Consider the following 12,156-nt stretch of genomic DNA (forward strand, 5'->3'; position numbering starts at 1 on the left):
TGATTAAACCTGATTCATACGGTCGGCAATAAAAGTCACCAGCTGGCGGGCAATCTTGGCCTTGCTGGTCTGGGCGAAGAGCGTTTCTTGCAACGCTCGGTCGATCACGCTGCACGCGTTTTCTGCGCTATTGAAGCCAATGCTGGGATTGGCGACATCGTTGGCGACGATCAGGTCGAGGTTCTTGTCCTTGAGCTTGCGTGCGGCGTAATCGAGGAGGTGTTCGGTTTCTGCGGCGAAACCGACACTGAAAGGGCGATCCGGGCGTTGGGCGATGGTGGCGAGAATGTCCGGGTTGCGGACCATCTGCAGCAGCAGACCGTCACCACTAGTAGGGTCTTTCTTCAGTTTTTGTGGCGCGACGACTTCCGGGCGGTAGTCCGCAACCGCTGCGGAGGCGATGAAGAGATCGCAGGGCATGCCGGCCTCACAGGCAGCGAGCATGTCGCGGGCGCTGACCACGTCAATGCGCGACACGCGATCAGGAGTCGGTAAATTGACCGGGCCGGTGATCAACGTGACACGGGCGCCTGCCTCTGCGGCGGCCTCTGCCAGGGCGAAGCCCATTTTTCCGGAGCTGTGGTTGGTGATGTAGCGCACCGGATCTATGTTTTCCTGGGTCGGCCCGGCAGTGATCAGTACGTGTTTGCCGGTCAGCGTCAGGCGCTGAAAACAATCGGCAGCGGACTGGGCCAGGTCGTTGGGTTCGAGCATACGGCCGTAGCCCACGTCGCCGCAGGCCTGACTGCCGCTGGCCGGACCGAACATGCGCATGCCGCGTTGTTCAAGGAGCTGCAGATTGGCCTGCACCGAGGGGTCACGCCACATGGCCTGATTCATGGCCGGGGCGACTGCAATGATGGCGTCAGTTGCCAGCACCACGGTGGTCAGCAGATCGTTGGCAATGCCTTGCGCCAGACGCGCCATCAGGTCGGCGGTCGCGGGGGCGATCAGGACCATGTCGGCCCATTTGGCAAGCTCGATATGCCCCATCGCCGCTTCGGCGGCCGGGTCCAGCAGGTCCAGATGGACCGGGTGCCCGGACAGCGCCTGCATGGTCAGGGGGGTGATGAATTCGGCACCGCCCTTGGTCATGACCACGCGCACTTCGGCCCCGTGGTCGCGCAACCGGCGCACCAGCTCGGCACTTTTGTAGGCCGCGATGCCACCGCCGACGCCGAGAACGATGCGTTTCCGATACAGCCGCTGCATAGGCCTGCCTTTTTGGTCGAGTTAACACGCGGCAATCATGACGCCTCCCCAGGCCTGACTGTCGCGTAAAAAAGATGGCTAAGATAGCACAGCGACCGCACGGGAACAGCGGCGCCCACATACAGGGAGGTGCTATGAGTATTCGTGATTGGCCATTGGCCGAGCGACCGCGGGAGAAGCTGCTTGAGCGAGGAGCGTCGAGTCTTTCGGATGCCGAATTGCTCGCCATTTTCTTGCGCACAGGCGTTTCCGGAAAGAGCGCTGTCGATCTGGCGCGCCACCTACTGAGTCAGTTCGGCAGCCTGCGTGCGCTGCTGGATGCCAACCTTGCGGCATTCAGCCATGAACTGGGCCTTGGCCCCGCCAAATATGCGCAGTTGCAGGCCGTCATGGAGATGGCCCGGCGGCATATGGGCGAAGGCCTCAAGCGCGGCTCGGTGCTCAGAAGCCCGGCCCAGGTCCGCGGTTATCTCAAGGCGATGCTGCGCCATGAGCCGCACGAGGTGTTCGGTTGCCTGTTTCTGGACAGCAAGAACCGGGTACAGGGCTTCGAGGCGCTGTTTCAGGGTTCGATCAACGTCGCTCACGTGCATGCCCGGCAGGTGGTCAAGCGGGCGCTGGCCAATAACGCCGCCGGGGTCATCCTGTGCCATAACCACCCTTCTGGCGTCAGCGATGCCAGTCAAGCTGACATTGAGCTTACCCAGCACCTCAAGAATGCCCTGGCGATAGTCGACGTGGTGGTGCTTGATCACGTGATCATCGGCGATGGCGACCCGTTGTCGATGGTGGAGCACGGGTTGATGTAGGGGTTGCCCATGCAAAGGCAGGAGAGCTCTGCCCGAAGCTGTAGGAGCGGACCTGCCCCGCGCTGCCGGGCACCGGCAGTAAAACCCGCCGCCCGCGACCTGTCAGATACAGCGCGTTAGCCGGGTTAGGCGGGTTTGATGGCAAGCCGAGCTCCCACGCCCTCCGGCCAGGAGCACGTTCTGCATAAAGCAGTTACTTCAACATCACCCTGGAGAAGTCCTGCCGTCCGAACGGGCTGACGCTGTAGCCCAGCACGTTCCCGCGGGTCAGGGCGAAGGCGGTCGGGTGCGCCAGTGGCAGCCACAAGGCTTGTTTCTGAATCTGCTCCTGTGCCTGGTGGTAGAGCTTGCTGCGCTGGCCCTGATCGGTAACCGCTTTACCCTGGCTGATCAGCTTGTCCAGGCCTTCGTCGCAGTAGCGGGCGAAGTTGGTGCCGGACTTGACCGCCGCGCAGGAGAATTGTGGCGTCAGGAAGTTATCCGGATCGCCGTTGTCACCGGCCCAGCCCATGAACAGCAAGTCGTGCTCGCCCGTCTTGGCGCGGCGGATCAATTCGCCCCATTCGATGACCTTGATCTCGGCCTTGATACCGACAGCAGCGAGGTCGTTTTGCAGCAATTGCGCACCGGCACTTGGGTTCGGGTTGAGCAGGCTGCCGGTAGGGCGGGTCCAGATCGTGGTCTTGAAACCGTCTTTCAGGCCGGCCTTGGCGAGCAGCGCCTTGGCCTTGGCCACATCATGCTTGTAGCCAGGCAGGTCGCTGGCGTAACCCCAGGTATTAGGCGGATATGGACCGTTTGCCGCGCGCGCCGAGCCTTCGAACACCGCCTTGAGGTAGGTGTCCTTGTCGAATGCGAGGTTGATCGCCTGGCGAACTTCCGGTTTGTCCAGCGGCGGGTGCTGGCTGTTGATCGCCAGGAACGCGGTCATGAACGCGTCAGTCTTTTCGACTTTAAGATTCGAATCCTTGGCCGCTTCGACTACGTCCAGCGGCTTGGGTGACAGAGCCACCTGGCATTCGTTCTGCTTGATGCGTTGCAGTCGGACGTTGGCGTCCGGGGTGATTGCATAGATCAGCGTGTCGACGGCCGGTTTGCCGGCAAAATAATCCGGGTTGGCCTGGTAGCGGACCACCGAATCCTTCTGGAAGCGCTTGAACACAAACGGCCCGGTGCCGATCGGCTGGCTGTTGAGCTTCTCCGGGGTGCCGGCTTTCATCAGCTGCGCGGTGTATTCAGCCGAGTAAATGGAGGCGAAGCCCATGCTGAGTGTGGCAAGGAAGGTCGCATCCGGATGATCCAGCGTGATGCGCACTGTGCCGGGGTCGGGTGCTTCGACATTTTTGATCAGTGACGGCCACTGCATCGATTGAGCATGCGGGAAGCCCTGCACGGCGACCTTGTTCCACGGGTTGGCCGGATCGAGCATGCGCTGGAAGCTGAACACAACGTCCTGGGCATTGAAGTCGCGGGTCGGGGTGAAGTACTCGGTGTGATGGAATTTCACCCCTGAGCGCAATTTGAAGTCATACGTCAGGCCGTCCGGCCAGACGCTCCAGCTTTCTGCCAGACTGGCGACCAGCTTGCCGGTCTGTGCGTCGTAATCGACCAGGCGGTTCATCAGCACGTCGGCCGAGGCGTTGGTGGTGGTCAGCGAGTTATATTGCACCACGTCAAAGCCTTCGGGGCTGGCTTCCGTGCAAACGCTCAGGCTGGTAGCGGCTTGCACCGTCAATGGCACGGCTAGAGTCGCGAGCAAAAAGGGTAAAACAGCTAGGCGCATGGCGATTTTCCTTTCAGAGATAGCCCATCTGCCGGCGCAGTCTGGAGAGGGAGTAACCCTAGACCATGCATAAGCGCAGGACAATCGATCTGGCGCGACGAGTGGTATATTTCCCATCGAGCCCTTGAGCGCTGGCGTTGTCAGCCTTCAAGCCTTGGCTTTATTTCAGGTAAGTCGTCGTTTCTGTTGTTGCATCCCGGCCTTTCTGGTATAAAGCAGCGCTCTTTTCTAGGGGCCCGCTGCCTTCACCGCAGGTGTGGCCGGTAAGACCCCTGAAGAAACGCGGCGCCTGGCGCCAAATGACTGAGAGATTAAGCGGCCAACCCATGCCGGGTTGGGCATGTGGTTTTAGAGGGCTGAGGCATGTCGAGAGTATGTCAAGTTACCGGTAAGGGTCCGGTGACTGGGAATAACATTTCCCACGCAAACAACAAAACCCGTCGTCGTTTCCTGCCAAACCTGCAGCATCACCGCTTCTGGGTTGAAGAAGAGAAACGCTTCGTACGTCTGCGCGTATCTGCCAAAGGCATGCGCATCATCGACAAGCGTGGCATTACGGTCGTTCTGGCCGAAATCCGCCGTGCTGGCGCTAAGGTTTAAGGGAGAGAATCATGCGTGAATTGATCCGTTTGGTGTCGACCGCTAACACCGGCCACTTCTACACCACCGACAAGAACAAACGCACTACTCCGGACAAAATCGAAATTAAAAAATTCGACCCGGTTGTTCGCAAGCACGTGATCTACAAAGAAGCCAAAATCAAGTAATTGATTTTTGTCTCTTACGAAAAAGCCCGCAGCGATGCGGGCTTTTTTGTGGGCGATCGGTTTTGCGGGGCCGCTCACACCCCGTTGTGGAAGCCGGCTTGCTGGCGCACGCGGCGGGTCAGTGTCCAAGCGGTTGGCTGGCACACCGCTTTCGCGAGCAAGCTCACTCCTACAGGGGAACGGGCGTGCTCAGGCCTTCTGCTCGAAGACCACATAGATCTTGCGGCACGCCTCCAGCACTTCCCATGTCCCTGTAAAACCCGCCGGAATCACAAAGCGATCCCCTGCGCGCAGTGTCTTGGCATTGCCGTCATCGTCACGCAGCACCGAAACCCCCTGCACGATCTCGCAGTACTCATGTTCGGTGTAATTGACCTTCCACCGGCCGACTTCGCCTTCCCACACACCCGCGCTCATCTGGCCGCACGGGCTGTTGTAGTGGTTGTAGACCGTCTGCCCAGGGTCGCCCTTGAGGATCTTTTCCGCCGCAGGCTTGAAACGCTCTGCTGGCGTAGTGGCTTCGCTGAAGTCGACGACGCGTTCGATACCCATATTCCTGGCTCCTGAATCGGCAATGGAAGTGTGTTGTTGAAGGTGAATGGTCGGCGACAGTGCCGGGTTGCATGTGGACCTGTTGAATAAAATGCACGATCTGGCGTCGTTTTACCCCTTTTTGTCCAATATATTGGAAATTCCTCTAGCGCTGGTTTAGGGTGACGAATGCCTTTGGCCGATCTGACAGCCTGTCAGGTGCTGTCCTGACGCACGGTTCATGAGCGCGAGAGAGCGCACAATTCATAAGAGGAGGACGTTTGATGACCACCCTGACTCATGCTGACTGGGAAAAGCGCGCCCAGGATTTGAAGATCGAAGGCCGTGCCTTCATCAATGGTGAATACACCGACGCCGCTTCCGGCGCCAGCTTCGATTGCATCAGCCCGGTCGACGGCCGGTTCCTCGCCAAGGTCGCCAGCTGCGATGCCGCCGATGCCCAGCGCGCGGTCGAGAATGCGCGTAGCACCTTCAACTCCGGCGTCTGGTCGCGACTGGCACCGGTCAAGCGCAAGGCTGCGATGATTCGCTTCGCCGCGCTGATCAAGGAAAACATCGAAGAACTGGCGCTGCTCGAAACCCTGGACATGGGCAAGCCGATCAGTGACTCCTTCGGCATCGACATTCCGGGCTCCGCGCAAGCGTTGAGCTGGAGTGGTGAGGCGATCGACAAGCTGTATGACGAAGTCGCGCCTACCCCCCATGACCAACTGGGTCTGGTGACGCGCGAACCTATCGGTGTTGTCGCAGCGATCGTGCCGTGGAACTTCCCGCTGCTGATGGCTAGCTGGAAACTCGGCCCTGCGCTGTCCAGCGGTAACTCGGTCATCCTCAAGCCTTCCGAGAAATCGCCGCTGACCGCCATTCGTGTCGCTCAGTTGGCCATTCAGGCGGGCATTCCGGCAGGCGTGCTCAACGTGCTGCCCGGCTATGGTCACACGGTCGGCAAGGCGCTGGCGCTGCACATGGACGTCGACACCGCGGTGTTTACCGGCTCGACGAAAATCGCCAAGCAGCTGCTGATCTACTCAGGCGAATCGAACATGAAGCGTGTCTGGCTCGAAGCCGGCGGCAAGAGCCCGAACATCGTCTTTGCCGACGCGCCGGATCTGCAGGCCGCGGCCGAATCCGCCGCCAGCGCCATCGCCTTCAACCAGGGTGAGGTCTGCACCGCGGGCTCGCGTCTGTTGGTCGAGCGCTCGATCAAGGACAAATTCCTGCCCATGGTGATCGAGGCTCTCAAAGCCTGGAAACCAGGTAATCCGCTGGACCCGGTGACCACCGTCGGCGCCCTGGTGGACACCCAGCAGATGAACACCGTGCTGTCCTACATCGAATCCGGGCATACCGACGGCGCCAAGCTGGTCGCGGGCGGCAAGCGGATCCTGCAAGAGACCGGCGGCACCTACGTCGAGCCGACGATTTTCGATGGCGTGACCAATGCCATGAAGATCGCTCAGGAAGAAATCTTCGGTCCGGTGCTGTCGGTGCTGACCTTCGATACCGCAGAAGAAGCGGTACAGATCGCCAACGACACGCCGTATGGCCTGGCGGCAGCGGTGTGGACGGCTGATTTGTCCAAGGCGCATCTGACTGCCCGTGCGTTGCGTGCAGGCAGCGTCTGGGTCAATCAGTACGATGGTGGCGACATGACTGCCCCGTTCGGCGGCTTCAAGCAATCGGGCAACGGTCGCGACAAGTCGCTGCATGCGTTCGACAAGTACACCGAACTGAAAGCGACCTGGATCAAGTTGTAAGAGCTGGAAATACCTCTGTAGCAGTCTGGCTCGCCGGCGGTAGCGATCTTGAAGGTGCCACCGCCGGCAAGCCGGACTGCGACAGAGGAATGAATTCAAATTCAAGAACAGCCGGGTTTCCCCAAAGAGCCCGGCTGTTTTGTCTCATCCCTTTGAGCCACAGGAGCGTGGTGATGCGTTGGGGTACTTATTTTGCCGTGCTTGCGTCGGTGTTGAGCGTGGGCCTGGCGCTGGGCGTGAGCATGCCGCTGGTATCGTTGCGCCTGGAGGCCTGGGGGTACGGCGCCTTTGCCATTGGCGTGATGGCAGCGATGCCGGCCATTGGGGTGCTGCTTGGCGCCAGCCTGGCCAGCCGCCTGGCGTCGGCACTGGGCACTGCCAACGTGATGCGACTGTGCCTGTGGGGCGGTTCGATCTCGGTAGGCTTGCTGGCGTTGCTCCCCGATTACTGGATCTGGCTGGTGCTGCGGCTGATGCTCGGTGTCATCCTGACCATGGTCTTCATCCTGGGTGAGAGCTGGATCAACCAGTTGGTCACCGAAAATCTGCGCGGCAAGCTGGTGGCCCTATACGGCAGCTGTTATGCCCTGAGCCAACTGGGCGGGCCGCTGCTGCTGGGCGTCATCGGGACCGAGGGCGATTTCGGTTTCTGGGTAGGCACCGCGTTGCTCGCGACCTCGCCGCTGCTGCTGTTGGGCAGAACCGGCGCGCCAAGCGCGGAGTCGAGTCATGTGACGTTGCGCGATCTTGGCGGCTTCTGTCGCAAGCTGCCTGCGATTGCGTGGGCCATCGCCTTGTTCGCTGGATTCGAAGCGATGATTCTGACGCTGCTGCCGGTGTATTGCCTGCAACAAGGCTTCACCCCGGAAATCGCCTTGGCGATGGTCAGTACCGTGGTCGTGGGCGACGCGTTGCTGCAACTGCCGATTGGCGCGCTGGCCGACAAGGTATCCCGGCGTCGACTGTTCTCCGGCTGTGCCCTGGCGCTGATGCTGTCGAGTCTGGCGATCCCGTTGCTGGTCGATACCGTCGCGATCTGGCCGTTGTGGGTTCTGTTTGGCGCCAGTGCGGGCGGGTTGTTCACGCTGTCGCTGATTCTGATTGGCGAGCGTTATCGAGACGATGCGCTGGTGCGCGCCAATGCCCACGTCGCGCAACTGTGGGGCATTGGCTGTTTACTCGGGCCGTTGGCGGCGGGTGCCGGCAGCCAGTGGATAAGCGGGCAGGCGCTGCCGTTGCTGATGGCGGCCGGTGCGTTGGGGTTGGTGATTCTGTCGCAACGCCCGAAGGCGTTTGGCGTCCAGCCGGTGACCGCCTAGAGCATCCGCTCAAGGCCGACGGCGCTGCTGAACCAAGCGTTTAATCGGCGCCACCAGTCGCCTGGTTCCTTGTACAGGGTATGGATCCTGCCGTTGTCCTCTGTCACCCATACCACCCGGTCATTCTCCAGCCTGGCCTGATAACTGATCGCCGGCGCCATACCCTGGAGTGCCAGCTCACGCAGGTACTCGGTCAGCTCCGGGCTGTCGACCAGCACGCCGACTTCGGTGTTCCACAGCACTGAACGTGGATCGAAGTTGAACGAGCCAACGAAGATTTTCTGCCGGTCGAAAATCATGGCCTTGCTGTGCAGGCTGGATTCGGAGCCGCCCTTCAAGGTCTTGGTGCGCAGAAAGCTGGGGCCGCTGCCCCTGGCATTGCTGGGGTCGCCCGGTTGGCGGCGCAGCTCGAACAGCTTCACTCCATGTTCCAGCAACGCCTTGCGATACGGCGCATACCCGCCGTGTACCGCCGGCACATCGGTCGCCTCCAGAGAGTTGGTCAGCAGGTTGACCGACACGCCTTTGTCAGCCAGGCCGGTGAGGTAGGTCAGCCCCTGCGGCCCTGGGACGAAGTAGGCCGAGATCATCATCAGTTCCTGATGAACGCCCAGCAGATCCGGGCTTAGCTGGGTGGTCAGCAGCAGGTGCGGATCGGGTTCGCCACGCGACAGTACCTTGGTGGGCGCATCCCACAACGCCTGGTTGTGCGCCCAGATCAGCTTGTTGAGCCAGGTTTTCATGCGCGGCTGGGTCTTGTAGGCCATCAGCCGCTCATAGAGAGCCTTTTTCTCGACATGCGCTTGCTCGAGCGAAACGGCCAGACGCTCGCGGGCCTTGGCCAGATCTTTGGTGTCAGGCGGCCAGTAAAGAAAGTCGTCGACCGGTTTGCTCAGCGTGCTGTTCCAGTACTGATCGAAACTGTGCCCCAGTTGCTCGGCGACCGGTCCGACGCTGAGCATGTCGATATCGGTGAAATTGAGGTTTGGCTCGGCATCGAAGTATTCGTCACCCAGATTGCGCCCGCCGACAATCGCTACCGCGCTGTCGGCCAGCCACAACTTGTTGTGCATGCGCCGATGCTGCAATGACAGGTCGAACAGCCGACCCAGGGACCGCGTGGCGCCGGTGCTGCGGCCCAGATTGAGCGGATTGAAAAGGCGAATCTGGATGTTCGGATGCGCCGCCAGCGTTGCGATGACTTCATCCAGACCGTCACTGGTGGTGTCGTCCAGCAGGATTCGCACCCGCACGCCCCGGTCGGCGGCTTTGAGCAGTTCATCGATCAGCGCCCGAGTGCTCAGGCCGTCATGGACGATGTAGTACTGCAGGTCCAGGCTGCTCTTGGCGTTACGGATCAATTCGGCCCGAGCCATGAAAGCCTCGGTGCTGTTGGGCAGCAGGCGAAACCCCGAACGACCCTCGTGAGGCGCGGCCTGAGCCATGATCGAGCGACCGAACGGGGAATCGGCGGCTGGCAACGCCTGGCTCGGCCCATCATCCGGCACGGGTGTATGCGCGCAGCCGCCCAGGCCCAGGGCCAAAGCCAGAAAGAAGGGCAGTGCCCATTTGTTCGTCAACGCGCTCATCCAGAAGTCAAACCATGGCGATATGACCGCATGTTCTGCAAAAGGTTATGTCAGGCCGATTCGGCCTGGGCCATTAACAGGGCAGCTGCGGCACCGACCTTGCGCACGGCGTCCTCGATCCTGGGGGTAGGTTTGGCAGCAAAATTCATCCGCAAGCAGTTTCTGTACTTGCCTGAGGCAGAAAAAATGTTGCCGACCGCGATCTGTACGCCTTGTCCTTCGAGCGCGCGATTCAGGCGCAAAGAGTCGAAATCTTCCGGCAGTTCGACCCACAGCATGAATCCCCCCTGGGGACGACTGACCCGTGTGCCCTCGGGAAAATAGCGCGTTACCCAGTCGGTCATCAGATCGCGGCTGCGCTGGTACTGACTGCGCATCCGGCGCATGTGCGGCTCGTAATGCCCGGCCTGCAGAAACTCGGCAATCGCCAACTGCGGCTGGGTCGCTGTGGAACCGGTGCTGATGTATTTCATGTGCAGCGCCCGATCCAGATACCGTCCCGGCGCCACCCAGCCGACGCGCAGGCCAGGGGCCAGGGTCTTGGAAAACGAGCTGCAAAGCAGGACGCGTCCGTCTTCATCGAAGGATTTGATCGTGCGCGGGCGAGGGTAGGTGTAGGCAAGATCGCCATACACGTCGTCCTCGATGATCGGCACATCGAAGCGCTGCGCAAGGGTCAGCAGGGCGCGCTTGCGGTCCTCGGGCATGATGTAGCCCAGCGGGTTGTTGCAGTTGGGTGTCAGCTGTATGGCCTTGATCGGCCATTGTTCGAGCGCCAGCTCCAATGCGTCGAGGCTGATGCCGGTGATCGGGTCGGTGGGGATTTCCAGCGCTTTCATGCCTAGGCCCTTGAGCGCCTGCATGGCGCCGTGAAAGCTCGGCGAATCCACTGCCACGATATCGCCCGGCTGGCAGGTCGAACGGATGCTCACCGCCAGCGCCTCCTGGGCGCCGGTGGTGATGACCAAGTCGCCCGGATCGATGCTGGTGCCGGAGTCCAACAACAGGCGGGAGATCTGATCGCGCAGGCATTGGGTGCCGTGGATGTTGTCGTAATACAGGCCGGGCATGTCCTGCCGACGGCTGATCTTGCCCAGCGCCTGGGTCAGCGGGCGCAAGGTCGGGCTGGAAATATCCGGCATGCCCCGCGCCAGTTGCACGACATCGGGGCTGGGAATGGCGCGGGCCAACTCCAGTACCTGGTCCCACTGGGAGATATCCACAGGTCGCTGCGCCGGACGTCCTACCGCAGGCAGGGCAGGTGTCTTGCGACCGGCGGGCACGAAATAACCCGACTTGGGCCGTGGCGACGCCAGACCATTGTCTTCCAGCAACCTGTACGCCTGTTGCACCGTGCTCAGGCTGACGCCGTGCTCAAGGCTCAGCGCTCGTACCGACGGCAAGCGGTCGCCGGGCCGATAGAAGCCGTTTTCGATGCGCGTGCCAAGCAGGCCGGCAAGATTGACATAGAGGGTCATGGCGTACTCCCGCACACGTTTCGACGGTTTACCAATACAGATCGGGCGAAAATACAGCATTCAGCTACCGATGTATTGAATCTGTATGCAAAAAATTAGAATTCTTTGGATCTGTAATGGTTTTCCATACAGACCCATCATGGGATCACTTGAAACCCATGACGAGGTGTCTGCAAATGAGCGGCATGAGCGATGTTCGATTGACCCTGTATGCACAGGAACTGTTGCGCGAGCAGGAAGTCCGGGTGCGCTTCAGTGCGCCCAGCGACTTGAGCCTGTGGGAGCTGTTTGAGCACCGTCGCAGCACGCGTCGGGCGCTCTTGGGGCTGACCGATGATCAGTTGCGCGATATTGGCCTGAGTTATGAGCAGGCGCGTTGCGAAGGGCTTAAACCGTTCTGGAGAGAATGAAGCGGCCCGAACGTCGCGTGAGCCGATGCGTGCATCAGCTTATCTACCCGCCCGGGACCTGCTGGGGCACAATTGGCGCCTTTCACAGGGGAAACTCACGCGATGAGCTGCAACGGCCAGAAAATCCGCGATCTGCGGCGGCAGATCCCTTCGTTCGAGTGCGTGCCTGGCTGTCATGACTGCTGCGGTCCGGTGACCACGTCCTCCGAAGAAATGGCACGTTTGCCGCGCAAGACGGCTGCCGAGCAGGAGGCCGCGCTTAACGAATTCAATTGCGTTCACTTGGGGCCAAATGGCTGCACGGTCTACGACGAACGCCCGCTGATATGCCGATTGTTCGGCACAACGCCCACCTTGCCATGCCCAAACGGCCGGCGCCCTGAAGTGTTGATTCACCCGCAAGTCGAGAAGCAGGTGCATGAGTACATCGCATCGACGCGACAGGTGTTGGTCTGACAGCCGGTATCGAAATCCCGTAGG

General features: G+C 60.7%; 12 protein-coding genes. 7 read left to right on the plus strand and 5 right to left on the minus strand.

Annotation, left to right across the window (positions count from 1 at the left end):
• Positions 1-3: 3 nt before the first annotated feature.
• Positions 4-1,212, minus strand: coding sequence for a bifunctional phosphopantothenoylcysteine decarboxylase/phosphopantothenate--cysteine ligase CoaBC (gene coaBC, locus ACI2KS_RS17695; protein ID WP_404622283.1), 1,209 nt, complete (start codon positions 1,210-1,212; stop codon positions 4-6).
• A gap of 134 nt (positions 1,213-1,346) precedes the next feature.
• Here coaBC and radC point away from each other — a divergent pair, with 134 nt between their 5' ends.
• A complete protein-coding gene (gene radC / locus ACI2KS_RS17700) occupies positions 1,347-2,021 on the plus strand; it encodes a DNA repair protein RadC (protein ID WP_404622284.1) in 675 nt (224 codons plus the stop codon).
• A gap of 193 nt (positions 2,022-2,214) precedes the next feature.
• Here the strand turns inward: radC and ACI2KS_RS17705 are convergent, their stop codons facing one another.
• Entirely contained in the window at positions 2,215-3,804 is a 1,590-nt protein-coding gene (locus ACI2KS_RS17705; RefSeq protein ID WP_404622285.1) for an ABC transporter substrate-binding protein, read from the minus strand.
• Between the two features lie 363 nt (positions 3,805-4,167).
• Between ACI2KS_RS17705 and rpmB the strand changes: the two genes are divergently transcribed.
• Positions 4,168-4,404 (plus strand): 50S ribosomal protein L28, encoded by a 237-nt coding sequence (gene rpmB / locus ACI2KS_RS17710; RefSeq protein ID WP_037016669.1) that lies wholly within the window; start codon positions 4,168-4,170, stop codon positions 4,402-4,404.
• Between the two features lie 11 nt (positions 4,405-4,415).
• Positions 4,416-4,571: a 50S ribosomal protein L33 gene (gene rpmG / locus ACI2KS_RS17715; protein WP_010225867.1), complete on the plus strand. Its 156-nt coding sequence runs from the start codon at positions 4,416-4,418 to the stop codon at positions 4,569-4,571.
• 189 nt (positions 4,572-4,760) lie between these two features.
• Here the strand turns inward: rpmG and ACI2KS_RS17720 are convergent, their stop codons facing one another.
• The gene (locus ACI2KS_RS17720) at positions 4,761-5,123 is read right to left on the minus strand and encodes a cupin domain-containing protein (protein ID WP_404622286.1); all 363 of its coding nucleotides are present in this window, start codon (positions 5,121-5,123) and stop codon (positions 4,761-4,763) included.
• A gap of 263 nt (positions 5,124-5,386) precedes the next feature.
• Here ACI2KS_RS17720 and ACI2KS_RS17725 point away from each other — a divergent pair, with 263 nt between their 5' ends.
• Both ACI2KS_RS17725 and ACI2KS_RS17730 read left to right on the plus strand, forming a co-directional pair.
• On the plus strand, positions 5,387-6,880 hold the full coding sequence (locus ACI2KS_RS17725) for an aldehyde dehydrogenase (protein ID WP_404622287.1): 1,494 nt from the start codon (positions 5,387-5,389) through the stop codon (positions 6,878-6,880).
• 173 nt (positions 6,881-7,053) lie between these two features.
• Entirely contained in the window at positions 7,054-8,199 is a 1,146-nt protein-coding gene (locus ACI2KS_RS17730; protein WP_404622288.1) for an MFS transporter, read from the plus strand.
• On the opposite strand, the gene ACI2KS_RS17735 is transcribed toward ACI2KS_RS17730, so the two are convergent.
• A complete protein-coding gene (locus ACI2KS_RS17735) occupies positions 8,196-9,779 on the minus strand; it encodes a phospholipase D family protein (protein WP_404622503.1) in 1,584 nt (527 codons plus the stop codon). The two genes, ACI2KS_RS17730 and ACI2KS_RS17735, sit on opposite strands and share 4 nt — an antisense overlap.
• 59 nt (positions 9,780-9,838) lie before the next feature.
• Complete coding sequence (locus ACI2KS_RS17740; protein WP_404622289.1) at positions 9,839-11,266, minus strand: PLP-dependent aminotransferase family protein; 1,428 nt, start codon at positions 11,264-11,266, stop codon at positions 9,839-9,841.
• A gap of 176 nt (positions 11,267-11,442) precedes the next feature.
• Here ACI2KS_RS17740 and ACI2KS_RS17745 point away from each other — a divergent pair, with 176 nt between their 5' ends.
• Both ACI2KS_RS17745 and ACI2KS_RS17750 read left to right on the plus strand, forming a co-directional pair.
• Complete coding sequence (locus ACI2KS_RS17745) at positions 11,443-11,676, plus strand: DUF1127 domain-containing protein (protein ID WP_404622290.1); 234 nt, start codon at positions 11,443-11,445, stop codon at positions 11,674-11,676.
• A 102-nt stretch (positions 11,677-11,778) separates the two neighbouring features.
• Entirely contained in the window at positions 11,779-12,132 is a 354-nt protein-coding gene (locus ACI2KS_RS17750) for a YkgJ family cysteine cluster protein (protein ID WP_404622291.1), read from the plus strand.
• Positions 12,133-12,156: the final 24 nt, after the last annotated feature.

Source organism: Pseudomonas sp. NPDC087358 (assembly GCF_044900785.1).
Classification (GTDB): domain Bacteria; phylum Pseudomonadota; class Gammaproteobacteria; order Pseudomonadales; family Pseudomonadaceae; genus Aquipseudomonas.

What these genes read in the sequence shown, in the direction of transcription:
- ACI2KS_RS17705 (WP_404622285.1), bottom strand. Translation starts at nt 3,804, where the DNA reads ATGCGCCTAGCTGTTTTACCCTTTTTGCTCGCGACTCTAGCCGTGCCA.
- ACI2KS_RS17745 (WP_404622290.1), top strand. Translation starts at nt 11,443, where the DNA reads ATGAGCGGCATGAGCGATGTTCGATTGACCCTGTATGCACAGGAACTG.
- coaBC (WP_404622283.1), bottom strand. Translation starts at nt 1,212, where the DNA reads ATGCAGCGGCTGTATCGGAAACGCATCGTTCTCGGCGTCGGCGGTGGC.
- ACI2KS_RS17725 (WP_404622287.1), top strand. Translation starts at nt 5,387, where the DNA reads ATGACCACCCTGACTCATGCTGACTGGGAAAAGCGCGCCCAGGATTTG.
- ACI2KS_RS17740 (WP_404622289.1), bottom strand. Translation starts at nt 11,266, where the DNA reads ATGACCCTCTATGTCAATCTTGCCGGCCTGCTTGGCACGCGCATCGAA.
- rpmG (WP_010225867.1), top strand. Translation starts at nt 4,416, where the DNA reads ATGCGTGAATTGATCCGTTTGGTGTCGACCGCTAACACCGGCCACTTC.
- ACI2KS_RS17730 (WP_404622288.1), top strand. Translation starts at nt 7,054, where the DNA reads ATGCGTTGGGGTACTTATTTTGCCGTGCTTGCGTCGGTGTTGAGCGTG.
- ACI2KS_RS17720 (WP_404622286.1), bottom strand. Translation starts at nt 5,123, where the DNA reads ATGGGTATCGAACGCGTCGTCGACTTCAGCGAAGCCACTACGCCAGCA.
- ACI2KS_RS17750 (WP_404622291.1), top strand. Translation starts at nt 11,779, where the DNA reads ATGAGCTGCAACGGCCAGAAAATCCGCGATCTGCGGCGGCAGATCCCT.
- rpmB (WP_037016669.1), top strand. Translation starts at nt 4,168, where the DNA reads ATGTCGAGAGTATGTCAAGTTACCGGTAAGGGTCCGGTGACTGGGAAT.
- radC (WP_404622284.1), top strand. Translation starts at nt 1,347, where the DNA reads ATGAGTATTCGTGATTGGCCATTGGCCGAGCGACCGCGGGAGAAGCTG.